The 24616-nt window shown below is 42.8% G+C and carries 19 protein-coding genes; 5 read left to right on the top strand and 14 right to left on the bottom strand.

Annotated features, from left to right (window positions below):
- Positions 1 to 2: 2 nt before the first annotated feature.
- From P2W82_RS19030 to P2W82_RS18965, 14 genes are all read right to left on the bottom strand, one after another.
- Positions 3 to 1082, bottom strand: a complete 1080-nt coding sequence (locus P2W82_RS19030; protein WP_336517520.1) for a TlpA disulfide reductase family protein — start codon at positions 1080 to 1082, stop codon at positions 3 to 5.
- Positions 1079 to 1675: a bifunctional phosphoribosyl-AMP cyclohydrolase/phosphoribosyl-ATP diphosphatase HisIE gene (gene hisIE, locus P2W82_RS19025; protein WP_336517519.1), complete on the bottom strand. Its 597-nt coding sequence runs from the start codon at positions 1673 to 1675 to the stop codon at positions 1079 to 1081. Before hisIE ends, P2W82_RS19030 begins: the two co-directional genes overlap by 4 nt.
- A gap of 14 nt (positions 1676 to 1689) precedes the next feature.
- Complete coding sequence (gene hisF, locus P2W82_RS19020) at positions 1690 to 2460, bottom strand: imidazole glycerol phosphate synthase subunit HisF (RefSeq protein ID WP_336517518.1); 771 nt, start codon at positions 2458 to 2460, stop codon at positions 1690 to 1692.
- A 26-nt stretch (positions 2461 to 2486) separates the two neighbouring features.
- Positions 2487 to 3074 carry a hypothetical protein gene (locus tag P2W82_RS19015; RefSeq protein ID WP_336517517.1) on the bottom strand — a complete coding sequence of 196 codons (588 nt, stop codon included), beginning with the start codon at positions 3072 to 3074 and terminating at the stop codon, positions 2487 to 2489.
- A 108-nt stretch (positions 3075 to 3182) separates the two neighbouring features.
- The gene (hisA, locus tag P2W82_RS19010; RefSeq protein WP_336517516.1) at positions 3183 to 3911 is read right to left on the bottom strand and encodes a 1-(5-phosphoribosyl)-5-[(5-phosphoribosylamino)methylideneamino]imidazole-4-carboxamide isomerase; all 729 of its coding nucleotides are present in this window, start codon (positions 3909 to 3911) and stop codon (positions 3183 to 3185) included.
- Positions 3911 to 4507 (bottom strand): imidazole glycerol phosphate synthase subunit HisH, encoded by a 597-nt coding sequence (gene hisH / locus P2W82_RS19005; protein WP_336517515.1) that lies wholly within the window; start codon positions 4505 to 4507, stop codon positions 3911 to 3913. Before hisH ends, hisA begins: the two co-directional genes overlap by 1 nt.
- A gap of 7 nt (positions 4508 to 4514) precedes the next feature.
- A complete protein-coding gene (gene trpA, locus P2W82_RS19000; RefSeq protein WP_336517514.1) occupies positions 4515 to 5285 on the bottom strand; it encodes a tryptophan synthase subunit alpha in 771 nt (256 codons plus the stop codon).
- Positions 5286 to 5293: 8 nt separating this feature from the next.
- Positions 5294 to 6493, bottom strand: a complete 1200-nt coding sequence (trpB, locus tag P2W82_RS18995) for a tryptophan synthase subunit beta (protein ID WP_336517513.1) — start codon at positions 6491 to 6493, stop codon at positions 5294 to 5296.
- Between the two features lie 40 nt (positions 6494 to 6533).
- Entirely contained in the window at positions 6534 to 7046 is a 513-nt protein-coding gene (locus P2W82_RS18990; RefSeq protein ID WP_336517512.1) for a GNAT family N-acetyltransferase, read from the bottom strand.
- Positions 7043 to 7657, bottom strand: a complete 615-nt coding sequence (locus P2W82_RS18985) for a phosphoribosylanthranilate isomerase (RefSeq protein WP_336517511.1) — start codon at positions 7655 to 7657, stop codon at positions 7043 to 7045. The genes P2W82_RS18990 and P2W82_RS18985 overlap by 4 nt, the downstream gene beginning before the upstream one ends.
- A gap of 22 nt (positions 7658 to 7679) precedes the next feature.
- A complete protein-coding gene (gene trpC / locus P2W82_RS18980) occupies positions 7680 to 8474 on the bottom strand; it encodes an indole-3-glycerol phosphate synthase TrpC (RefSeq protein WP_336517510.1) in 795 nt (264 codons plus the stop codon).
- An 8-nt stretch (positions 8475 to 8482) separates the two neighbouring features.
- Entirely contained in the window at positions 8483 to 9472 is a 990-nt protein-coding gene (gene trpD, locus P2W82_RS18975) for an anthranilate phosphoribosyltransferase (protein ID WP_336517509.1), read from the bottom strand.
- 5 nt (positions 9473 to 9477) lie between these two features.
- Positions 9478 to 10071, bottom strand: coding sequence for an anthranilate synthase component II (locus tag P2W82_RS18970; RefSeq protein WP_336517508.1), 594 nt, complete (start codon positions 10069 to 10071; stop codon positions 9478 to 9480).
- A 19-nt stretch (positions 10072 to 10090) separates the two neighbouring features.
- Entirely contained in the window at positions 10091 to 11524 is a 1434-nt protein-coding gene (locus tag P2W82_RS18965; protein WP_336517507.1) for an anthranilate synthase component I family protein, read from the bottom strand.
- A 209-nt stretch (positions 11525 to 11733) separates the two neighbouring features.
- Here P2W82_RS18965 and P2W82_RS18960 point away from each other — a divergent pair, with 209 nt between their 5' ends.
- The 5 genes from P2W82_RS18960 (at position 11734) to P2W82_RS18940 (ending at position 24610) form a co-directional block, all read left to right on the top strand.
- Positions 11734 to 12843 carry an acyltransferase family protein gene (locus P2W82_RS18960; RefSeq protein WP_336517506.1) on the top strand — a complete coding sequence of 370 codons (1110 nt, stop codon included), beginning with the start codon at positions 11734 to 11736 and terminating at the stop codon, positions 12841 to 12843.
- A 62-nt stretch (positions 12844 to 12905) separates the two neighbouring features.
- On the top strand, positions 12906 to 13547 hold the full coding sequence (locus P2W82_RS18955) for an HdeD family acid-resistance protein (protein WP_336517505.1): 642 nt from the start codon (positions 12906 to 12908) through the stop codon (positions 13545 to 13547).
- A 66-nt stretch (positions 13548 to 13613) separates the two neighbouring features.
- Positions 13614 to 16829, top strand: a complete 3216-nt coding sequence (locus tag P2W82_RS18950) for a T9SS type B sorting domain-containing protein (protein WP_336517504.1) — start codon at positions 13614 to 13616, stop codon at positions 16827 to 16829.
- Between the two features lie 39 nt (positions 16830 to 16868).
- A complete protein-coding gene (locus P2W82_RS18945) occupies positions 16869 to 21008 on the top strand; it encodes a two-component regulator propeller domain-containing protein (protein WP_336517503.1) in 4140 nt (1379 codons plus the stop codon).
- A gap of 407 nt (positions 21009 to 21415) precedes the next feature.
- Positions 21416 to 24610 (top strand): SusC/RagA family TonB-linked outer membrane protein, encoded by a 3195-nt coding sequence (locus P2W82_RS18940; RefSeq protein WP_336517502.1) that lies wholly within the window; start codon positions 21416 to 21418, stop codon positions 24608 to 24610.
- The last annotated feature ends 6 nt before the right edge of the window (positions 24611 to 24616 follow it).

Genomic DNA, 24616 nt, shown 5'->3' with positions numbered 1-24616 from the left:
CTTTATTGCAGCAGTTCCTGTAACTTCTGATGCAGCTCCGGCCCGCGAAGATTTTTAGCGATGATGACACCCTTAGGATCTACAAGGAAATTCTGCGGTATACCCTCGATCCTGTATATTTTGGCAACCTCATTGTTCCAGAATTTCAGATCGCTCACCTGGGTCCAGATAAGATTATCATCTTTAATTGCCTGCAACCATGGCTCACGTGCACGGTCAAGGGAAACGCCCAGGACGGTGAAATTTTTATCGGAGAATTTTTTATACGCTTCAACGACATTCGGATTTTCATGACGACAAGGTCCACACCAACTCGCCCAGAAATCCACCAGGACATATTTTCCGCGGAAAGATGAAAGTGATACAGGTTTACCTTCTATGTCATTCTGTACAAACTCAATAGCCTCTGAGCCGATGGCACCGACTTTACTATCGGCAATCTGCTGAGCAAGTTGTTTAGCAAAAATACTACCATGCAAATCCGGATTCATCTGGTTGTACCGGTTCTCAATCTGCGCCACATCACTGACACCTTTCATCACATAAATGGCAAAAGGAGTGACGTATGAATTTTTATGTTCAATGACGAATTGATCGGTGAGTGTATTGATCTGCCCGATCAGCTCTTCATATCTTTTTCTCTTTGAACCATCAGGATCTGGTTTGCCTGAATTGATATGTTCAACTACAGCACCAAGTTCAGCGAAAAGAGGAGTAAATGTTTTATTAAAGGCGATGAATACATCATTGGTTGCAGAGCCCGTAACTTTGGCTACAGGAAGGGAATCATTAGTGCCACTCACAGTAACCGTTGACGGATCAAGAAAAATATAGAGTTTTTGTTTTGTACCAGGATAAGAGAGATGATACAAACCGGGCGTAGCCAGCTTACCCTTCAATTCGAATTTGCCGGCCCTGGAAATTCCTTTGGCAAGCGGCGAAATAGTTGGATCGTCTGACCCGATTACCAATTCAGTGCCATCAGGCAATCCTTTCAGAAATCCTTTAATAACAAAATCTTTTTCCTGCTGAGCAATGCAGAATACAGGAGCCAGCAAAAAGATCAGCAACAACTTTTTCATTTAGAATGCCTTTTTTTCAGGATATCACTCACGGATTGCAAATTAAACCCTTTACTGTTAAGCAAAACCAAATAGTGGAACATCAGATCGGCCGCTTCATCAAGAAATTTTTCATCATCATTATCCTTTGCCTCAATCACTAATTCCACGGCCTCCTCGCCTACTTTCTGAGCAATCTTATTGATGCCTTTTTTAAACAATTTCTTTACGTAACTGTTTTCATCGTCGCTCTTTTTTCTGAGCGAAATAATGTCCTCCAGGTAGCTGAGAAAATCCTGTGTATGATTTTTTTCATTCCAGCAGGTATCGGCGCCTGTATGGCAAACGGGTCCTTTGGGTTGTACTTTCACCAGCAGTGAATCATTGTCACAATCGCTGTCGATAGACCTGAGTTCGAGGTAGTTACCACTTTCTTCGCCCTTTGTCCAAAGACGCTGTTTAGTCCTGCTATAAAACGTCACCCGGCCGGTTTCCATTGTTATCATGAGCGCGTTTTCATTCATATACCCCAGCATAAGTACTTTCCCCGTCCTGTGATCCTGTATAATCGCCGGTACCAGGCCATCGGCTGATTTTTTGAAATCTACTTTCAATGAAATATTTTTTATTAAATGATCAGATCGTTTCTTATGGGAATCCACCGTTCCGCAAGATAAGTTTTAAGCTCAGGTATTCCGATCTCCCGGAAATGAAAAATGCTCGCAGCAAGCGCCGCATCTGCATGGGATTTGGTGAACACATCATAAAAATGCTCCATAGTACCTCCCCCGCCGGAAGCAATAACCGGCACAGGCAAGGTGGTGGCCAGTTCAGAGGTTATTTCGTGAGCAAACCCCTGTTTTGTGCCATCATGATTCATCGATGTAAGCAGAATCTCTCCCGCACCCAGGTCAACGGCTTTGTTTGCCCATTCTGTGCATAAGGTAGTTGTTGCGAGCCGGCCTCCATTCAGATACACATACCAGTTGCCGTCCTCTTCTTTTTTCGTATCGATGGCTAGTACCACACACTGACTTCCAAACTCGTTGGCAAGCTCACCAACCAGCTCCGGTCTTTTGAATGCCGCGGAGTTAACTGATACCTTATCGGCACCATGTTGCAGCAGATTGTAGACATCATCCACACTGGTTATTCCGCCACCAACTGTAAAAGGGATATTGATTTCACCGGAAATTCTCCTTACAAGTTCTGCAAGCGTTTTACGACGTTCATGCGTTGCCGTTATATCCAGGAAAACAAGTTCATCAGCTCCATTCTGCGCATACGTAGCGCCAAGTTCAACAGGATCACCTGCATCACGCAGATTAACAAAATTGGTTCCCTTCACTGTACGTCCATCGCGGATATCAAGACAGGGAATGATTCTTTTTGTAAGCATTACTATCAAAGGTTTTTATTTGCAGGTCATTTGCTTTCAAAGTTTTGCCAAATGGTATAAAGTTCATCAACTTCCGATTTACTAAAATATCGATCCCAAAGTGCACAGTTGCTCATATAGGCCATACATTCTCCGAACTTCAAATACTGCGTCTGTGGAATTTCCCTTTTTTTCAGGCATTTTTTTAAAATGCCGAGTCTGGTGCTTTCATCTGATTCAATGATTGAGGAAATCTTTTCAATCTCGTCATTTGAGAATCTTTTTTTAATTGAACAATAGTCCTTAATTACAGCCCAATCTTTTCTGGCCCCCATACCCATTTCCACTTTTCTGAATCTACCTTTCTCCAAAGCAAAAATCAATTCGTCCTTTCGTTCAAATTCTATATTATTTTTCTCCATTTCGGTCCAGAACAATTCCGTCGCTATCCCTATGCTTTCGTTCCATAAAGTGAGTATATCGCCTGCGATTGATTTTAATTGAGCCAATGTAAACGACTCTTTATGTAATCTCTCAGTCAAGTAAATTCCGTGATTTAACAAACCTTCTTTGGTCCTGGAGTCAAACAAATCAAAGTCTTTGACGAGTGTATTCTGAATTTGAATTGTCTTCAACAGTTTACTTTTATAGTCCGACCTTACATCTGCCATTATTGTCTCTTGAAAGATCAAATAACTGAAATGAACTGCGAATGATCAGCAACTGAAAATACCCTGTTGCAGCTATACCACCTCCCGAAACCACCTAACAAGTTCTTCGCTGCTCAATCTTCCTTCATATATAGCTTTTCCTATGATTGCCGCACTGCAACCCACCTTTTTCAGTTCATCAAGATCAGCGATACCCGAAACACCACCACTCGCGATAAAGTAAAAATCAGGAAAGCGTTCAATGATCTCCCGATACAATTCTGTTGACGGCCCCTGCAGTTTTCCATCCTTGCTCACGTCTGTACAAAACACCTCACGGATACCCACATTATAATAGCTTTCCAGGAAACTGAAAAGATCTGTATCTGTTTTCTCTGTCCAACCGTGGATAGCGATGTTTCTTCCAATCACATCAGCGCCCAACACAAAACTCCCAGCGCCGAAATGCTCAAACCAGCTCAGTAGTTCATTCCTGTTTTTTACTGCAATACTTCCAACAGTCACATACGCGGCTCCGGATTCCAGAACTTCATTCACAGCCTCGGCTGTTTTCACACCACCCCCGAAATCAATGATCAGATCAGTGGCCGCAACAATATTCTTTAATACATCGATATTCTGAACAGCTCCTTTTTTAGCACCATCAAGATCCACCAGGTGTAATCTGTTAAATCCGGCCTTCTCGAATCCGATAGCTACTTCTACAGGATCGTCATGGTATGTTGTCTGCTGATTGTAATCGCCCTGCGTTAATCTCACGCATTTTCCTCCAATGATGTCTATCGCTGGTATAATTTCCATCAGCCTGCAATATTTAAAAAGTTGGTAATGATTTTTTCACCAACAGCGGCACTTTTTTCGGGGTGAAATTGTACGCCGTAGAAATTTGCACGTCTTAATCCGGAGCTGTATGCTTTTGTATATTCGGTTTCTGCAATAGTGAATACCGATTTCTCCGCGTAAAAACTATGAACAAAATAGCAGTAACTGTTTTCGCGCAAATCTTCGAACAGGTCTGATTTGAGATTATAAATCGTATTCCAACCAATCTGTGGAATTTTTTCAGACGCTGATGTGGAAACAAATTTCTTCACATTAACATTAAATATGCCAAGACATCCGGTATCATTCTCTTCAGAATGTCGACACATGAGTTGCATACCCAGGCAAATTCCCAATACAGGCTGATAAAGCCCTTTGATAACTTCATCGAGTTTTCGATCCTTAAGGTAACGCATAGCCGAAGATGCCTCCCCTACCCCTGGAAAAATAACCCTGTCTGCGGATTGGATTTCTTCTGGATCATCAGTCACTTTTGCCTCGACACCTAACCGGCCCAGGGCATACAACACACTCTGGATATTCCCCGCATTGTATTTTATCACCGCAACATTCACTTTTTCATCAGTTTAAGACTGGTTCTAAAAATTCTTTTGTCGCTTTTGCAACATCATTACTCTGTTGCAAAGCTTTGATATATGCCGACCCAATGATCGCGCCGTTAGTATGCCTGCTCGCTTTCTCAAAACTTTCCTTGTCCTTTATTCCAAAACCTACCAGCACCGGATTGTTTAATTTGTATCCACTTAACTTTTTAAGATAAGCGTCCACGTGACTCATGTCTTTGTCAGACCCGGTTGTACTCGAACTTGAAACAGCATAGATAAACCCGCTGCTTCTTTTGTCAAGCTCGCGAATCCGATCTTCACTGGTTTCAGGCGTCACCAGGAATATAAAATCAAGATTGTTTTTTTTGATGATCGCTCCGTAATAGCTGTCGAATTCATGGATCGGAAGATCAGGCAGTATCAACCCATCAACACCCAGTGCTGATGCGTCTTCACAAAATTTTTCAAACCCATACTGAAGCGCTGAATTCATATAACCCATCAACACAACAGGCACTGAAATTTTTTCGCGAAAACCTTTCAGCTGCCGGAAAAGTTCTTTCACCGTCATACCATTCTGAATCGCGACCATTGAACTTGCCTGGATTACCGGACCATCAGCCAGCGGATCACTGTATGGCATTCCCAATTCAATGATATCTGCGCCGTTTTTTTCCAAAGCCTGCATTACTTCGATTGTACTGTTGAGCTGAGGGAAGCCGGCAGTACAATACACGTTCAGCACTTTTTTATTTTTTTTCTGAAAAAGAATTCTGATCCTGCTCATACAAATAATTATTTCAGGTCCATATTTTTCATATATGTGGCAAGGTCCTTATCACCACGTCCACTCAGGCAAACAACGGTGGTTTCCTCAGGTTTCAGCCCGATCTTTCCCAATACTGAAAGTGCATGAGCTGATTCAAGTGCAGGAATAATTCCTTCCAGTCTTGATAATTCAAAAGCCGCTTTCAGTGCATCCTCGTCCGTTGCATTCATAAATTTTGCGCGGCCACGTTTAAAAAGATCTGCGTGCAAAGGTCCAATGCCCGGATAATCCAAACCTGCAGAAATACTATGTGGTTCCACCACCTGTCCGTCATCGGTCTGCATCACAAGGCTCTTACTTCCGTGCAATACACCTGATTTTCCTAATGCTGTCGTTGCAGCAGATTTCCCACTGTCAACTCCTTCGCCAGCCGCTTCCACTGCAATCAGCTCCACTTCTTCGTTCTCAAGAAAATGATAAAAAGCACCCGCAGCATTACTGCCACCACCAACGCATGCTATCACCCGATGGGGAATAGTTCTTCCGGTATGTTCTTCCAGTTGCTTTTTCATTTCTTCGCTGATCACGCTTTGAAATCTCGCCACCATATCCGGATACGGGTGTGGTCCGACAACACTTCCAATAATATAATGCGTATCCTCAGGATGATTGATCCAGTCGCGGATAGCTTCGTTGGTTGCATCTTTCAGCGTTTTGCTTCCACTTACAGCCGGTATAACAACAGCCCCCATCATTTTCATCCTTGCCACATTCGGCGCCTGGCGCTCGATGTCTTTTTCTCCCATGTACACGATACATTCCAATCCTTTCAAAGCGCAAACAGTAGCGGTTGCAACACCATGCTGCCCTGCACCTGTCTCAGCGATAATTCTTTTCTTACCGCGACGAATCGCCATCAGGATCTGGCCTATCGTGTTGTTGATCTTATGCGCACCCGTATGACAGAGATCTTCTCTTTTAAGATAGATCTGAGATTTATATTTATCACTCAATCGCTCAGCATAAAATAAAGGCGTGGGTCTGCCTGCATAATCGCGAAGCAGCAACTGAAATTCCGAAATGAATGATGGATCTTTCAGGATCTCCACGTAATGCTGCCGCAACTCTTCCACGTTGGGATAAAGCATCTCCGATATATATGAACCTCCGAACTCACCATAATATCCCCACTGGTCGGGTTCAGTCCATTTTAGTTTTTTCTCCATAACACAAATACATACTTATGAAATCAAAAAATCGTATTGTCTACTCAGGATTGTTATCTATAGTTAGTTGCAGAAATTTTAAATCAAGCCATCGGTTGAATTTATATCCCACTTCTTTAAAATGTCCGACTTCAATAAAACCCAATTGTTCATGCAGACGGATACTCGCATCATTGGAAGCATCAATACCTGCGATCATGGTATGGAGATTTCTCTTTTTTGCTTCATTAATCAACTGTACAAGTATTCTTTTGCCAATGCCTCTTCCACGCTGATCATTTCTTACATACACTGAATGTTCAACTGCATATTTATAGGCCGCCCAGGCGCGGAATTGTCCGAAAGAACCGAAGCCAACGAGATCTTCACCATCCATCGCAACGATAACAGGAAGATTCATTCGCAAACGATCGTTGAACCAATTCGTACGCATTTCCAATGTGTGCGCATTATAGTCGTAAACAGCAGTCGTATTCAGAATAATGTCATTATAAATCTCCAGCATCTGTGGAAGATCTTCTAATATCCCATCCCTGAGAATAATACTGCTCATGGCTTGTCCAGGTCTTTTTTAAATTGAATAATCTTATCTATATCCTTATCACCGGGACCGATTTCAAATTTACTGTTGATATCAACTGCGAACATTTCCGGTTTTCCAGCAGAGAAATCTCTCACCGCCTGCACATCACTAGGTCCTATGCCACCGCTGAGAAAAAATGATTTCCCGATCGTAGCAGAATCCAGCATCTTCCAATCGAACTGCTGACCAGTACCACCATATCCAACTCCTACTGCATCGAAAAGAAACATGTCAACTACGTCCATATATGGATAGATCTTCCAACCGACATTATCATCTGCACTCATCCGGAATGCTTTTATTGTGGTGATATGATTACTGATGATCTCACAAAATTTCGGTGACTCATCACCGTGAAGCTGCACCATATGTAAACGCCATTCATCAACCGTTTTCAATATTTCCTGGGCACTTGCATTCACAAATACTCCGACGCGGTTAATATTGATTCGTTCACGTTTGAGATCAGCAGCCTGCAGGCCGGATTTTTCAACATATCGCGGTGACTTCGGGTAGAAGATAAAACCGGCAAAAGAAATCCCGGCTTCCTCCAGTGAACGGACCTGATCAATTTTTGTCATTCCACAAACCTTTATCCTCATCTCAGGCTGGTTTTTTAATGTTCTTCGTAAACAGCTGGAAAGCCAACCCCGGATCTGCTTCTTTCATAAAATTTTCTCCTATCAGAAACCCATCAAATCCTTTCCTACGGAAGAGATCAACCTGATCAGCACTATTTATGCCGCTTTCCGCAATCCTGAATTTTCCGGCAGGTAAAGCATGCGCCATATCGATGCTGCGGTCGATGTTAACCGAAAAACTGTTCAGGTTTCTATTATTGATTCCCACATGCGTTATCTCATCACAGATATGACCAATTTCATCTTCATCATGCAACTCAAGTAATATTTCAAGCCCAAGCGCAGCAGCTTTTTTGCTCAGTTGTTTCACATCGGCCGGACTAAGACATGCAGCGATCAAAAGTATCAGATCTGCCCCCATTGCTTTTGTCTCCACCACCTGGTACTCGTCAACAATAAATTCTTTCCGCAACAATGGTATGTTGAGTTGCTGCCTTGCAATTGCAAAATCAGCTGCAGATCCACCAAAATATTCTTCATCTGTGAGAACGGAAACTGCGGCAGCGCCGAATTTCTCATAGGCAGATACTACATCTGCCACAGATGATCTGTCATTAATGATTCCTTTCGAAGGAGATTTTCTTTTGAACTCGGCAATGATCCCCGTAGAAACTTTTGTTTCAAAGCGTTTCGCAAGGGATATTACTGGTCGGTTGAATCCTTCCATTTGCAAAAGTTCATCTACAGAAACCCGCTGTTTTCTTTCAGCAATCTCCTTGTATTTAGAATCGACTATCTTCTTTAAAATGTCTTTCATTCCTTTCTTTATTGCAATTGGATCAGTTTTTCCAGTGTCGCATAAGCCTTGCCGTTATCAAGACTATCCACGCCTGCAGCATAAGCATCTTCATAACTATTATACTTGCCTGTACAATGAAGCGCCATGGCTGCATTCGCAAGTACAACTGCATTCTGTGCCCAGGTGCCTTTTCCCTTTAATATCCTAGTGAAAATTTCTGCTGCTTCTTCCGGTGTTTCACCGCCGCTAATATCTGATGCACTCACCATTCTCTTGCCCAGTTTTTCCGGCGTCATTATACTATCGCCTTCACGTGTGATCACCCGGGTATCATTGGTTAATGAAATCTCATCATATCCATCGAGACCATGAATAATCGTAAAGGCTTTTCCTGTTTCCTGCAGGAGATAATTATAGAGCCTGGCCATTTCCATATTATATACGCCTACCAATTGAAACGCCGGAGAAGCCGGGTTCACCATCGGACCGAGCATATTGAAAAACGTTCTCACGCCTAGATTTTTCCGCATGGGCGCCACCGTTTTCAAAGCGGGATGAAATAAAGGCGCATGCATAAAACAGATATTCGTTTCACGAAGTTCATGTTTCAATTGTGCAGGATCATTCTTGAACTTATAACCCATCCTTTCCATCACATTCGATGCACCGCTGATGGAAGATGCACCATAGTTTCCATGCTTCGCAACAGGCTGACCCGTGCCAGCCACAATGAAACATGCAAGGGTTGAAATATTAAAGGTATTCTTTCCATCGCCACCTGTTCCAACAATGTCGATTACATTTTCTTCAAGAGCAACAGGTACGCAAAGTTCAAGTAATGCATCGCGGAATCCCTGCAATTCGGCAATCGTAATCGTGCGCATGAGATAAACAGTCATGAATGACGTTATCTCATGTTCATTATAAACACCGCGACCGATATTCATCATGACATCGTATGCCTCTGTTCTTGAAAGCGAGTTATGTTCAAAAAGATATTGAAGAATCTTTCTCATACTATTTAATTTGATGCCCCCAACCAATTGCGCAGCATTTTTTCTCCCATGGGTGTCAGTACACTTTCCGGGTGAAACTGTACACCCTGAACATCGTAAGTTTTGTGTCGCAGGGCCATGATGAAACCATTTTCATCTCTTGCTGTTATCTCAAGATCTTTTGCAAGTCCTTCTTCCTTTACCACCCAGCTATGATACCTGCCTACCTCAATTGTTGAAGGAAGACCATCAAACCAATCATTGTGAAACTGATTTTCAGAAACTTTTGCATCACGGAACACGGGAGTTGCAACACCATGAAACACTGTACTCAGGTTAGTGAGTTCACTTCCGAATGCTTCACCGATGGCCTGGTGACCGAGGCAAACACCGAGTATGGATTTTGTTGGCGCAAATCTTTTGATTAATGGTAAAAGCAAACCCGCCTCTTCGGGAATTCCGGGTCCTGGACTAAGAATAATTTTATCAAACTCTTCCACTTTATCCAGGGCAATCTCATCATTCCGATACACCTCTGTTTTCTGATGAAGGATCTTTTCCACCAGGTGAACAAGGTTGTATGTAAATGAATCGTAATTATCAAAAACAAGAATCCGCACGTTCTGCTATTTTAAAATTTTAGATTTCACCTGCAGCTTCCACTGCTTTTTTCAACGCGCCCAGTTTGTTATTCACTTCCTGGAGTTCAAGTTCAGGATTACTGGTTGCAACAATTCCTGCGCCTGCCTGGTAGTACAATGTATTATGCATACTCAGCAAACTCCTGATCATGATCGCATGTATACACGAGCCATTGAAACCCATAAAACCAAGCGCACCACCATACCATGATCTGGCCGTTGGTTCAAATTCATCTATCAGGCTGATCGCTTTATGCTTTGGGGCACCACTTAAAGTTCCGGCAGGAAATGTATTTGCCATCAAAACAAAAGGATTGCTTCCTTCTCTTACTTTGCCTGTCACCTGGCTTACCAGGTGAATAACATGAGAGTAATAATGAACCTGTTTGTAATACGCTACTTTCACATCGTCACACACACGACTCAGATCATTTCTTGCAAGGTCGACCAGCATTACATGTTCCGCATTTTCCTTTGCGTCCTGTAACAATCGTTCCGCTTCCTTCTGATCGGTCTCTTCATCTCCGGTTCTTTTGAAAGTGCCTGCGATCGGATGTAGCGTGGCAAGCCCGTTTCGGATCAATAACTGACTTTCAGGTGAAGAACCCATCAGCTTATAGTCACCATAATCAAAAAAGAAAAGATAAGGTGATGGATTTATACTGCGCAAAGCCCGGTACACATTGAATTCGTCTCCCGCAAATGACTGCTGAAATTTTCTGCTGAGAACGATCTGAAAAACATCTCCGCGATGACAATGGCTGATTCCTTTCCTGACCATATCCATATAGGCAGCGTCATCCATATTCGAAGTTTCTTCCCCCATTGTTTTGAAAGGGAAAGACGGAATATCCCTGCTCCTGATGAGGTTCTCCACTATTTCAACTGAAGAAGTTAACTGGTCGAAATGATTTTCACAGAGGTAGAGCTCATCTTTAAAATGATTGATGGCAATAACGTACTGGTATAGTCGATACCTCATTAAAGGGATAACCGGTCCTTCAGTTCCCAGTGTTGAGGTATAAGATTTATCTTTTAAATGAAGATTATCAAAAAACTGAACAGCATCAAAGCTGGTGTATCCGTAAAGCCCCTGCGCATAGGAGGCTTCTGCCGGCGCAGGCAAGGGTTCGAATCTTTGCATAAACTCCCAAACGATCTCAGTTACATTGCTTCCTTTGGTAACAGGCACCTTCTGAGGTTTATCACCTGGCAGTTTGTACTCCAGGCTTTTCTGGTTGGTGATTTCTATTCCTGCAATAGCATTGATACAAATAAAAGAATAGCTGTTATCAGACGTGTGATTGTCGGTACTCTCCAGCAAAACCGTATCTCTGAACCGGTCACGGAGGCGGAGATAGATACCCACCGGAGTGTACACATCTGCCAGCATCCTTTTGACCGTCGTTCTTATTTCAATTTTCTTCTTCATGAATTAGCTTACCCGAATGAAAATAAAAAACCCCGAATATTTATCCGGGGCCTTGTATGTTGATAACATAATAGTGACATCACAAACCCCTAAGAGTTGCTATGCCACCACCAATTGTTATTGATACTTACATTTTTCACGCCACAAATATGCATGATTTTTTACTAATAAAACAAATTTTTAAATACCTTTTTTCTTTACAAATAATTATGACGCCAGAACTGAATCCTCCGAAATTCTCGTCACGACTGCTTTCCCTTGATTTTATGAGGGGCCTGATCATGGTCCTGCTGATGGCTGAAAGTACGGGGCTATACGATCATATCAATGAAGCGCTTGAGCCCGGCATTCTCAGATCTTTTGCAGGACAATTTTTTCATCACCCCTGGAATGGACTTTATTTCTGGGACCTGATCCAGCCGGGATTTATGTTTATTGCCGGAACAGCTATGGCCTATTCCCTTCAAAAACAGTGGCAGAACGGAGTAAGCTGGAATGAGTCCTTCCGGAAAATATTAGTGCGCTGTTTCTGGCTTTTTTTCTGGGGCGTTCTCAATTATGCCGTTCGCAAAAATGGTTTATCGTTTGAATTATGGAACGTATTGACACAATTGTCTTTCACCACGTTGGTTGCCTTTCTGATATTCCGGTGGAAAATTTCCTACCAGATCCTCTTCTGTGCAGCGCTTTTGCTACTGACTGAAGTGCTTTACAGGATTACGGACATCCCCGGCTTTGATCAGCCTTTTACTGACCAGCACAATTTTGGGAATTACATGGATCTTATCCTGATGAACAAGATCAACGGCGATGGTTGGGTCGCGATCAATTGTATCCCTACGGCTGTACATACCATTGCGGGCGCGCTGGTCGGAAAGCTGCTGATCAGCAACGGCAAGCCTTTAAAATATCTTTTCGGATGGGGGTTGATTTGTCTTGTTCTTGGATATGCGCTTGATTTTTCGGGTATAACGCCGATCATTAAACGAATATCAACTTCCAGTTTTGTTCTGGCATCGCTGGGGTGGTGTCTGCTGGGTCTTGCCACTTGTTATTGGTGGATCGATGTAAAAGATCACCGGAAATGTTTGAAGTTCTTTACAATTGTCGGTATGAACTCGATATTCATTTATCTCTTTTTTGAAATTATTGGTCACCGTTGGTTTAATGGCTACGTACAAACCATCGTACATGGCTTGACTGGCCCTGTTGGTTTTGGCGGGCATACACAGAATATTCTGGGTTCTTTGGTGATATTTGCTCTCGAATGGGGATTATGCTGGTTTTTGTATAAAAAGAAATTATTTTTCAAATTGTAAAACACCGTTCCTTTTGCAGACTGTACCGTGCCAGGTTCTATTCACATCATAAAATCAAATTTATGCCTGCACAATTCATCAAAACAGTCACAAAAGCCGTAAGTCACTGGTATATCCCGCTCCTGATCGGGATTCTTTTTCTGATTGCCGGAATTTACACTTTGACATCACCCGCCGCATCTTTCCTCGCACTCGCCATTTTTTTCAGCTGGACCTTTTTAATTTCAGGATTGTCTGAAATCATTTTTGCCGTTGCTAACCGCAATACGCTTGATCACTGGGGATGGCACCTGGCATTTGGTATAGTAGATTTTGCTATTGGGTTTCTGCTGATAGTTAATCCCGTCATATCAATGAATGTACTTGCCATTTATGTCGGCTTTGTAGTTATGTTCAGGTCCATCGCTGCCATCAGTACTTCCATCGAGCTCAGATCTTACGGTGTTGCAGACTGGGCATGGATGCTTTTCATCGGAGTTTTAGGAATTATCTTATCATTTATACTCATCAGCAATCCTGCACTTGGCGGCATGACCGTAGTTTTCTGGACAGGTCTGTTACTGATTACTGCAGGACTGACAGGAATAATCCTTGGTTTCAAGCTGAGGAAACTGCACAAAAAAGGCGCTGCTTTATCCGACGAATTAAAATCCCGCTACGAAAAGATCCGGCAGGAAATGCAGGCGGAGTTGTCTAAAAGATGATTGTGTTGAAAATATGCCTATACCTTTAAGCATAATTCATCAGCATGATTCGTTCTTATTTTACCTATGAAGATTCTGCTGCTTTCCATACTATCATTTGCGATGAGCCTGTCTGTTTCAGCACAGGCACCTGTTATTGCATGGCAGAAACTATTCAGCGGTAATGAAGGTGATTACTCCAGCAAGGCCTTATCAACAAATGATGGTGGCTCCCTGATTGTAGGTTACACGGAATTCGGTGGCCGCGATATTCGTGGTTATCTCGGGACCACTTTTGCAGGCGATATCCTCGTAATAAAACTCAAAGCAAATGGAGAAATGGAATGGCAGCGCTGCCTTGGCGGACAAGGACCAGACTTTGGTGTAAGTGCCATTGAAACATCGGACGGTTACATGGTGTTCGGCAATTCCGCAACTACAGATTGTCGTTTCCCTTCGCAAAACGGCATGGATTTCTACCTGGCGCGAATGAGTAAAACCGGTGAAACCATCTGGGAAAAAAGGTATGGTGGCGGATTACATGAATATGGAAATGCAATGGCAACGGACCACGAAGGAAATATTTACCTGGCAGGAAATTCAGAATCTTCCAATGGTGATCTCACAACAAATAAGGGCGATCGCGATTGTTGGGTGATCAAAGTGTCACCATCCGGAAATAAGATCTGGCAAAAAAGTTTCGGAGGACCGGGTGAAGACGGTATAAAAGATATTCATGTCACTCCTGACGGTTCGGTTATGGTTGTGGGTTATACACAACAGGCTTCCGGTGATTTCTCTGGCGGAAAAGGCGGGACTGATGCTATCGCCGCCCGCATGTCTGCAGCAACAGGTGATATTACGTGGATCAAATTGTTTGGCGGAGCATTTTACGATTTGTTCTACAGCATACTACCCTCCGTTAATAATTCATTTGTCATTGGCGGTACCAGCGCTTCCAAAGATGGGGATCTGTCGGGGCTTGCCACGCATCCCATCGGAATTGATGCCTGGCTGATCAATATAAATTCCGCGGGTACTATTCAGTGGAAAAAAATCTTTGCAGGTGAATTCAATGATCATATCCAGGTGATGGAACGCGCACCGGACGGCGGTTTTGTTGGTTCCGGTTATCGCTCGCTTATGCCAAACAACACATGCTCGTATGGATATAATGGAGGATTATGGTTTTTCAGGCTCTCGCCAGACGGTAATTTGTTATGGGAAAAAATTATCCCAAGTAATTACTATGAAGGGTTTGCATCCATCGACATGGCAAATGATTTTTCCGTCTTCATTGCAGCTACCGCCAACTCAAAAGATGTTCCAGGATTTTATGGAAATACCAGCGGACAGAACAGTTCAGTCGGAGATATCTGGGCGATAAAAATCCATGCAGAATCGTTGACGGTGCCCGTTCATCCGCCTTCTTTTGAAATTGATAAATCCTCGGCTGCTGTTTGTATGGGTCAGACTGCTACAATCAGGACGAAAACATTAAACACCGGATCACGACCTCAATACCGGTGGAAACGAAATGGTATAGAAGTTCCAGGCATATATTCAACTACTCTTACAGCATCTGATTTTAAAACCGGTGAAGTGGTAAGTTGTACAATATCATCAGCGGACAATTGTGAAACGGTTCCTTTCAGTATTTCAGACCAGGTGACCATCGGATTCAAAAGTCAATCTGCATTAACGACCGTGAACATCGCAGCCAGTACAGAATTTATTTGCGATTGCTCTGAAATAAATTTTGCTGTAACGCGAATCAACGGAGGTTCCAATTCTTCATTTCAATGGCTTAAAAACGGAAACCCTGTCGGGTACAACCTTCCCGAATATGCTTCATCCACTTTAAAAGACGGGGACATTATCACCTGTCGTTATTCCGATAATGACGCCTGCCTGGCAGCGCCTGGCTATATCGTATCCAATGTGATTCAGATGAAGGCTAACGATGTCGCACAACCGGCCACTATATCTATCGTTTCATATCCTCAATATCCGTGTAAGGGTAATCCTGTAACCGTCGTTGCCAAAACCACGAACGCAGGAACCAATCCTGTTTTCGAATGGAGAAAAAACAATCAATTACTCGCATTATCGAACGATACGATCGTGCTACCTGACCTGAAGGCTACCGACATCATTACTTGCACGCTGAAGCCGGATGCAAGTTCTCCTTGTATCCTCAGCAGCGCAGTAAATTCAAATGAATTAAAAATCAATTTTACTTCAGGTGTAACACCATCAGTTGTTCTGGAAACAAGTTCCGATACTGTTTGCGAAAGCAGTCCGGTTACAATAAAAGCGATGGTAAGAGATGCGGGACCTGACCCTCAGTTCAAATGGTTTCTAAACGGGATCACTGCAGGTACAAACAATGCAACACTCGAATTGAATTCAGTAAATGATGGCGATCAGATCAGTTGCCGGATTTATCCCGATCAGTCTCAAACGTGTGCACTCCTGGATTCGGCAGATGCATTGGCAAAAACTTTATACCTCAGAAAACCGCTGCCGGTTGTAGTAAATATCAACGAAATTAAAAACAATGTTTGCCAGGGAGAACCAGTGATTTTTTCCGCTTCACATGCCAACGCAGGCGCTAGTCCGGAGATCAACTGGTACGTCAACAACAATCTTTTGGTACAGAATGCCTCCACTCTTACTTACACGTCACCAAAACAAGGTGAACTCATTCGTTTTATACTGATTCCGGACCCTGGCACCTGTCAACAGACTGAATTTTCATCCGAAACTTTAACGGCGATTGTGAAAGACACAACCATGCTCTCTATTCAACCGGCAGAAACAACGGTGAGACCAGGAACCGGTTTACAACTTAACACGAATGTTTCAGGTTCCGTCCAGTCATTCCAATGGTCTCCTGCAAGCCAATTGATTTCTGCAAATTCATTGAATCCGCAAACAAAACCGCTGAATGATGAAACAATTATTACGCTTGCAGTTTTGAATGCAGATGGATGTCACTCTAAAACTTCGGCCATCATCAAAATAGAATTTGACTTTTACATGCCCAATGCCTTCACGCCTAATGGCGATGGGCTCAACGATATCTTCAGGATACCCAGACAAAGCAGGACTGGTGTTCAGCAATTCTCCATTTATAACCGCTGGGGAGAGCTTGTATTTCGAACGACCGACGTATTTGCTGGTTGGGATGGCAGAATCAAAGGAAAAGCAGCACCAGCCGGAACATACACTTACTTTGTAAAAGGAGTCAATTCCAAAGGGCCATTCCAAAAGAAAGGCAGCTTCGTTTTGATCCGGTAAATAAAGGTCATTTTATTATATTTACCGTTGGATTCAACCATGCTTTTGCCTCGTTTTATCATATTCGTATTCTTAGCCCTTCCCACGCTGCTGTTCTCTCAGCAGAAGGATTACCAGTTTTCCCGCCTGGATGTACAGGCTGGTCTTTCCAATAACCAGATCAATTGCATTTATAAAGATGCCATCGGCTTTATGTGGTTCGGCACGCTTTCCGGCTTAAATCGTTACGATGGATACAACATTCGCAACTTCAAGCATGATGAAGCCGATACCTCAACGTTAAGTGATGATTATATAAACAAAGTATTTGGCGGACCGGGAAATCGTATCTGGATAAAAACACAAAGCGGCTACAACGTTTATGATCCGCTAACAGACAGGATCAGCCGACATCCGGAAAAATGGCTTCAGTCAGCTGGCTTACCGATGGAAGGTCTTGTTACCATTCTTCAATCAAAAAAGATTTTCTATTTCGTTTACGCCAATAAAGGAATTTACGCTTACGAAGAAGGCAGGATAACTCCTGTAATGTCGGGTTACGGAAATACGGGTACAGAAAGTGCCATCACCGGAGCTGCGTTGGATTCCAAGCATTATATCTGGATCGTTCGCTACGATGGAATGATTGAGAAGTATGATGGTGAGCAACAGAAAAATTTACTCCGCAGTTCTATTTTCCAAAAACAACATCTGCAGGTACAGTTTGGTTTTGAAATGTTCATCGATAAAGAGGATGAACTCTGGTTTTATCAGCGAAATACACTGAGTGGTTTGTTTCGTTTTAATCCGGGAAGAAACCAGATGCAGCATTATTCCCGCGAAGAAGGAGAACCCACTCTTGCACATAATGCTATTAATGGAATTACACAGGATGATAATGGCCTGATCTGGATCGCTACGGATCATGGAGGTGTGAATATCCTCGACAAATTCAGGCAAACAATTACCAGACTTGTACACGCGGAGAATGATAACAAGTCGGTTGCGGACAATGTACTGAACACTGCATATAAAGATGACCAGGGCATCATCTGGCTGGGCACCAACAAACGCGGCATCAGTTATTATGATGAGAACCGCAATATATTTCCGCTCTTTCATCGTTCAGGTCCCGGCAATACCAGTCTCCCTTTTGATGATGTAAATGCATTTGCTGAAGACAGAAAAGGCAATCTCTGGATCGGCACCAATGGTGGTGGACTGATCTATTATGATCGCGCAAAAAATGAATACACCCAGTACCAGCACAATCCAAAAAACGATAACAGCCTGGTAAATGATGTGGTAGTTGCTTTGTTCATCGATCACCAGGAAAAATTATGGATCGGCACTTATCTCGGCGGGCTCGATTGTTATGATGGAAAAACTTTTACGCATTACCGCCACAACGATGCTGATCCTGCAAGCATAGCTGATGATCGGGCTTTCTGCATTTTTGAAGACAGCAATCTGAATCTCTGGATCGGTACAAACAACAACGGTCTTGATCGTTTTGATCGGGAAAAGAAAATATTCTATCACTATAACCCAACCGTTCCGCAGACATTGCATTCGCAAAATGTTACTTCACTCATGGAAGATTCGCGTGGAAATTTATGGATCGGGACTTCCTGGGGAATTGACGTACTGGACAAAAGCACTTCGCGCTTCATTCATTATTTTGATGGCAACAGCAAGCTCAGTTACTACAACGTAAATGGCATTACTGAGGATCACGCAGGAAATATCTGGATCGCAACCAATCGTGGTTTGAATGTAATGCCCAAAGGCAAAAATGACTTCATTAGTTTTTTTGTAAAAGATGGATTGCCCGACAATACAGTACTGGATATTGTTGAAGACGAAAATCACAATCTATGGATCAGTACCAAGGGCGGACTTGCACGGGCAGAAGTGATACAACCTGAAGGGGAAAATATCCGGATCCGTTGCGTAAACTATAATGAAAATGACGGATTGCAGGGTCGCGAGTTCAATCGTTTCGCAGCATTTAAAACGAGAAACGGAGAATTGATTTTTGGTGGCGCAAATGGTTTTAATTTATTCAGACCTGAAAATATCCGCGACAAAATTCTTCAGCCACCGGTTGTATTAACCAAGTTCAGTCTGTTTAATAAAGAAGTACGCGTTGGTGATGAAATAAACAAACATCCGATCCTTAACAATTCCATTTTTGCTACCAAAGAGATCAGGTTAAGACATTATGAAAACGATATTTCCTTTGAATTCGCAGCACTTGATTTTACCAATACTGCGAAGACCAGCTACGCATATATGCTTGAAGGATTTAAGAATGACTGGATCTATGTAAATGGAAATGCGCGATCAGCAACATATACCAACCTCGATCCCGGAACCTATATTTTTCATGCCAAAGCTTCAAATACCGATGGTACTTGGAATGATAAAGAAATCAGATTGGAAATTACTATTCTCCCCCCTTTCTGGAAAACACCATTGGCCTACCTCTTGTATTTCCTGTTAACGGCTTCTCTGTTGTATTTCGCTCGTTACTGGATCATCAGGCGGGAAAAGAATCGCCACCTTCTTGCTGCAGAAAGAAAGGAATCGCAACGAATGCATGAACTCGATCTGATGAAAATTAAATTCTTCACTAATGTGAGTCATGAATTCAGAACACCGATATCGCTCATACTCATCCCGATACAAAAACTGATCGCTCAAACACAGCAGGTTGAATTGAAAAATCAGTTTACGCTGATCCAGCGCAATGCAAAACGTTTGCTCAACATGGTTAACCAGTTGCTGGATTTCAGAAAAATGGAAGTGAACGAATTGAAGTTGCATCTCACCGAAGCGGATATCGTTCAGTTCATTCATGAAGTATCGTTTTCATTTACGGATCTGGCAGATAAGAAAAATATACAGTTCAATTATTTTTCTCATATTGATCAATTGAATATGTCTTTTGACCAGGATAAGATTGAGCGCATCTTATTCAATCTGTTGTCCAATGCTTTTAAGTTCACCCCTGAAGACGGCACAGTTTCAGTGGAACTCAATCAACTTGAGAAAGAAAACTCGCAATGGCTGGAAATACAGGTGGAAGATTCGGGCATCGGTATTGAACCGGAAAAACAACATCGGATATTTGATCGCTTTTTCCAGATCTCTGCTCCGGAACATATCCTCAACCAGGGAAGCGGTATTGGCTTATCCATCACCCGTGAATTCGTGGAAATGCATGGCGGATCAATACAGGTAAAAAGCGAATTGCACGAAGGAAGTTGCTTCACTGTTTTATTACCGGTAAAACCTATAGAAGAAGAACCAGCAGCATTACCGAAACAACCGGAAGAAAGTCATTCACTGCAAACCTATAACCATGCACTTGCCGGTTCCGAAGTCAGAACGGAGATGGGCAGACATGTTTTGAATTTCAAAAAACCAACGATACTACTGGTTGAAGACAATGACGATTTTATGTTCTATCTCAAGGACAACCTGAAAGAACATTTTAATATCATCGAAGCTGGTAACGGTCGGGATGCATGGAAGAAAACATTGTCGGCACATCCGGATCTGATCGTAAGTGATATCAGTATGCCGGTGATGAATGGAATCGAATTGTGCAAAAAAGTAAAAACGGATTCCCGCACCAGGCATATTTCTGTTATCCTGCTGACCGCACTTGCCGGTGAACAACAACAGTTACTGGCACTCGAGACTGGACCGAACGATTATATCACCAAGCCTTTCAATTTCGAAATACTGCTTTCAAAAATCCGGAACCTGCTGGATTATCAGCTGGCCGTAAAAGAAACCTATCAAAAACAATTGAGCGTCAGCCCATCGGACGTAGAAACTGCATTGCCGGAAGGTGAATTCATGAAAAACTTATTGGAAATCATCGAGGAGAATATGTCCAATGAAGAGTTTTCAGTTGAGTTTCTCAGGAAAAAACTTTTGCTGAGCAGGACGGGTATGTACAAGAGAATTCTTGCACTTACGGGAAAAACGCCTATTGAATTCATCCGGCACATCCGGTTGAAACGGGCAGCTCAACTGCTGGAGAAAAGCGCCCATAATGTTACCGAAATTGCATATATGACGGGTTTCAATAACCCTAAATACTTCGCACGTTACTTCAAGGAAGAGTATGGTTTGCTTCCTTCTGCCTACCAGACTTTCATGAAGAACAAATCGAAATTGAATTAATCCAAAGCAATTCACCTTTTTGAACATTTTATAACGGTACATTTTTGTTTTTCCTCATTTCTGTTTATTCTTTACAGCCTTTCATTTCAATTTTTATTTTCAACTTCCCACGTCTAAGTGCTAGACATTGAGCACATAATACGACAGCCCTCTTGATTATTCTCCAGGAACTATTTTATCATACTATTTACAATGTAACAAAATCGTTGATGGCCGGCGATTGTTTTGTTTGAACGATTTTATACCCCTCAAAAAACATTTTTCACCCCTGCTCACGAATATTATTATACCCGTAAAAAACAGTTTGAGCACATCAGTCGGGGTAATTCACGGATAATTTTATCGTTAGTATTCGACCATTTTTTTAAAATCGATTTCCCGCATTTTTTAAAAACAATTGCTTGTGTATGAAAAGAAAAAGATCCTTTCCCCCAAAGGGTGCATGGTTATGGACTTTCGCGTTTTTGTTATTATTCAACATTTCTACCAGAGCACAGGACCGGACGATCAGCGGTCGCGTGTTATCGAATGAAAATGTTCCCATCGCGTCCGTAACGATTTCAGTAAAAAATCAAAACAGAGGCACTGCGACAGATGATCGTGGTCAATTCAGCATCACTGCAAAAACGGGTGATGTGATTGTTGCTTCTTCCATCGGATTTCAGCCAAGAGAGGTTAAGGTGGGTACGGCAAATACCATCGAGATCAGGTTGAATCCCCTGGATACAAAAATGAGCGAAGTGGTAATCGTTGGTTATGGTTCTGCAAAAAGAGCCAATCTGACTTCAGCACAAACCACAGTTACCGCTGCGCAAATCGATAAGACTGTCAATACTACGGTTGAACAGGCACTGCAGGGTCGTTCTGCCGGTGTTTATGTAACTCAGAACTCCGGACAGCCAGGTGGTGGATTATCAGTAAATATCCGCGGTATCAGTTCACTCAGTCGCACTCAGCCTTTGTATGTGGTTGATGGAATACAGATGCAGGCCAGTGAAGATGTGTCCTTCGGTTCATCAAGTTCAACCAATCCATTGGCAGGTATCAATCCATCAGATATTGATGACATCCAGATTCTTCAGGGACCTTCCGCAACAGCAATTTATGGTTCGCGTGCCAGTAATGGTGTTGTTCTGATCACCACCAAAAGAGGTAAGTCTGGTGATTTCAAAATCAACTACGCTTATCAATATAGTCTTCAGATGCCACCGAAACATCTTGATGTAATGAACCTCAGGCAATATGCACAGATGGTGAAAGAATATCATGATATCGCTGGTGGTGTAACTCCCGGTGAATTTGAAGATCCTTCCATCCTCGGCGAAGGAACAGACTGGCAGGGTGCTTTGTTCAACAATGCAAACATGAATAAACACCAGATCAATCTGAGTGGTGGTAGTGACAATACTACCTATTATCTCTCCGGTGAATACCTGAACCAGGAAGGTGTTGCTGCAGGCTCTGGTTTTAAACGTTATGGTGCGCGCCTCAACCTCGATAATAAGCCACGCAAATGGGCAACGATCGGGGTGAACATGGCTTTCAACCAGACGAAAGAAATATTGACCACTACCAACTATGGTGATGCACAAAGTCCGCTGATCTCCAATGCACTTCAGCTGACCCCACAGATACCGGTAAAAAATCTGAATGGTAGCTGGGGCGGTAGTGATCCGATCAACGGCGCTAACCAGTTCGCTCCGGTCAACCCGCTCGCAATTGCATCACTCATCACCAATAATAATGATAGAAAACAATTCCTCGGTGGATTGAATATCGGGATTACGATTCTTCCCGGTTTGACTTTCAGAACATCCCTGAATGGAAACTACGGAACAGGTAATTCAATTTATTATACTCCTACTTACCAGATCGACCAATGGCATTATAACACATTGGCTTCATTACAGAACGGTACATATACCAGCTGGTACTGGAACTGGAACCAATTGCTGGAGTATAACAAAACCATCGGCAAACATAATTTCCAGGTGATGGCTACACATGAAGCACAGGAATCACAATGGAAAGCATTGACCGCCGGAAGAACAGGTTTCCTCACCAACGACATATTTGATGTAAACGCAGGTAATCCTACATCTGCAACAAATGGAGGTGGTACATATCCATGGTCAATGGAATCATATCTCGGAAGGGTGAACTATAATTACGATAACCGTTATATCCTCGCCGCAACGTTCCGTGCGGATGGTTCACCCTATTTTGGTGCAAATAAACGCTGGGGTAATTTCCCTTCCTTGTCAGTAGCATGGCGCATCAGCCAGGAAGATTTCTTTAAGATCGGTGCGATCAGTGAATTAAAACTCCGCTATGAAACTGGTCTTACGGGTAACCAGGGAACAGGTTCCGGAATCTACGCTCCGATGGCAACCGGCGCAACACAATGGGGTACTGGTTTTCTTCCATCAACATTTACCAATCCTGATTTAGGATGGGAGCAGACACTGACAAACAACTTTGGTTTTAATCTCGGTATGTTCGGTAATCGAATTTCACTCGAAGCAGATTACTACATCAAGAAAACTGACGACCTGATCCTCAATGCAAGCCTGCCCTGGTATATGGGAACAAATGGAAGTCCTGGATCAGTGGGTGCTCCGCTCGTGAACATGGGTTCATTGAAAACAAACGGATGGGCCTTCACTTTGAATACAGTGAACATTGCGAATAAAAATTTCAAATGGGAATCCAACCTGAACATTTCACAATTCAAGAGTAAGATCACTGCACTCAATTCTGAAAATGCATTCATCGATCGTTCTTCATGGTGGATGAACAACTGGACGCAACGCGCATCTATCGGCATGCAGCCATGGCTTTTCAGGGGTTATGTTGAAGAAGGAATTTTCCAGTCTGTAGAAGAAATCAACAACAGCGCCATTCCCGTTGACAACAGCGGTAATCGCGTAACTGTAGATCCTGCAACAGGCCTTTGGGTGGGCGATGTGAAATACAAAGACCTGAACAACGATGGGAAAATTGATGTGAACGATATGACGAATATTGGAAATCCATGGCCAAAACTTTCGGGTGGATTTACCAATACATTCAGTTATAAAGGTTTTGACCTGAGCATCCTGATCATCGGTACTTATGGCAACGATATCTACAATTATATCGCTGCTGCAGCAAGTAATCCGAATAACATCAACCTGAGTCGCAACCTCCTGACCAAAGTGATGGATTATGCAAAAATTACTGACGCAGGTGGAAAACCAGCATTATCCAACCCGGGTACAAGAATTCCACGAATCAGTAACAACCAGATTTCCAGTCAGAACAATTTCTCAAGAAATACCAGCAGGTTTGTTGAAGACGGATCTTATCTCCGGGTGAAAAATATTTCACTTTCTTACAATGCTCCTGCTGACTGGCTGAAATATACAAGAGTGATCAAAGCACTGAAGCTTACTGTTGGTGCTCAGAATATCCTGACATGGACAAAGTACACAGGATATGATCCTGAGGTAGGTGCTTATGTTGGCCAGGGATCAAGCTCAAACAACCAGGCGATTGGTATCGACTTCGGTCGCTACCCTATCACGCCAATGTTCATCACTTCAGTAAATGTTAACTTCTAATCACTG

This window comes from Pollutibacter soli (genome assembly GCA_029269725.1).
In the GTDB taxonomy this organism is placed as follows: domain Bacteria; phylum Bacteroidota; class Bacteroidia; order Chitinophagales; family Chitinophagaceae; genus Pollutibacter; species Pollutibacter soli.
Note: the sequence above shows the minus strand (reverse complement) of the source record. Positions and strands in the feature narration are given on the sequence as shown.

Coding starts and splice junctions, on each gene's coding strand:
- P2W82_RS19030 (WP_336517520.1), bottom strand. CDS start 1,082: ATGAAAAAGTTGTTGCTGATCTTTTTGCTGGCTCCTGTATTCTGCATT.
- trpC (WP_336517510.1), bottom strand. CDS start 8,474: ATGAAAGACATTTTAAAGAAGATAGTCGATTCTAAATACAAGGAGATT.
- P2W82_RS18945 (WP_336517503.1), top strand. CDS start 16,869: ATGCTTTTGCCTCGTTTTATCATATTCGTATTCTTAGCCCTTCCCACG.
- trpB (WP_336517513.1), bottom strand. CDS start 6,493: ATGGAGAAAAAACTAAAATGGACTGAACCCGACCAGTGGGGATATTAT.
- P2W82_RS18960 (WP_336517506.1), top strand. CDS start 11,734: ATGACGCCAGAACTGAATCCTCCGAAATTCTCGTCACGACTGCTTTCC.
- trpA (WP_336517514.1), bottom strand. CDS start 5,285: ATGAGCAGGATCAGAATTCTTTTTCAGAAAAAAAATAAAAAAGTGCTG.
- P2W82_RS18985 (WP_336517511.1), bottom strand. CDS start 7,657: ATGACAAAAATTGATCAGGTCCGTTCACTGGAGGAAGCCGGGATTTCT.
- P2W82_RS18955 (WP_336517505.1), top strand. CDS start 12,906: ATGCCTGCACAATTCATCAAAACAGTCACAAAAGCCGTAAGTCACTGG.
- P2W82_RS18965 (WP_336517507.1), bottom strand. CDS start 11,524: ATGAAGAAGAAAATTGAAATAAGAACGACGGTCAAAAGGATGCTGGCA.
- trpD (WP_336517509.1), bottom strand. CDS start 9,472: ATGAGAAAGATTCTTCAATATCTTTTTGAACATAACTCGCTTTCAAGA.
- P2W82_RS18950 (WP_336517504.1), top strand. CDS start 13,614: ATGAAGATTCTGCTGCTTTCCATACTATCATTTGCGATGAGCCTGTCT.
- hisF (WP_336517518.1), bottom strand. CDS start 2,460: ATGCTTACAAAAAGAATCATTCCCTGTCTTGATATCCGCGATGGACGT.
- hisA (WP_336517516.1), bottom strand. CDS start 3,911: ATGGAAATTATACCAGCGATAGACATCATTGGAGGAAAATGCGTGAGA.
- P2W82_RS18990 (WP_336517512.1), bottom strand. CDS start 7,046: ATGAGCAGTATTATTCTCAGGGATGGGATATTAGAAGATCTTCCACAG.
- P2W82_RS18940 (WP_336517502.1), top strand. CDS start 21,416: ATGAAAAGAAAAAGATCCTTTCCCCCAAAGGGTGCATGGTTATGGACT.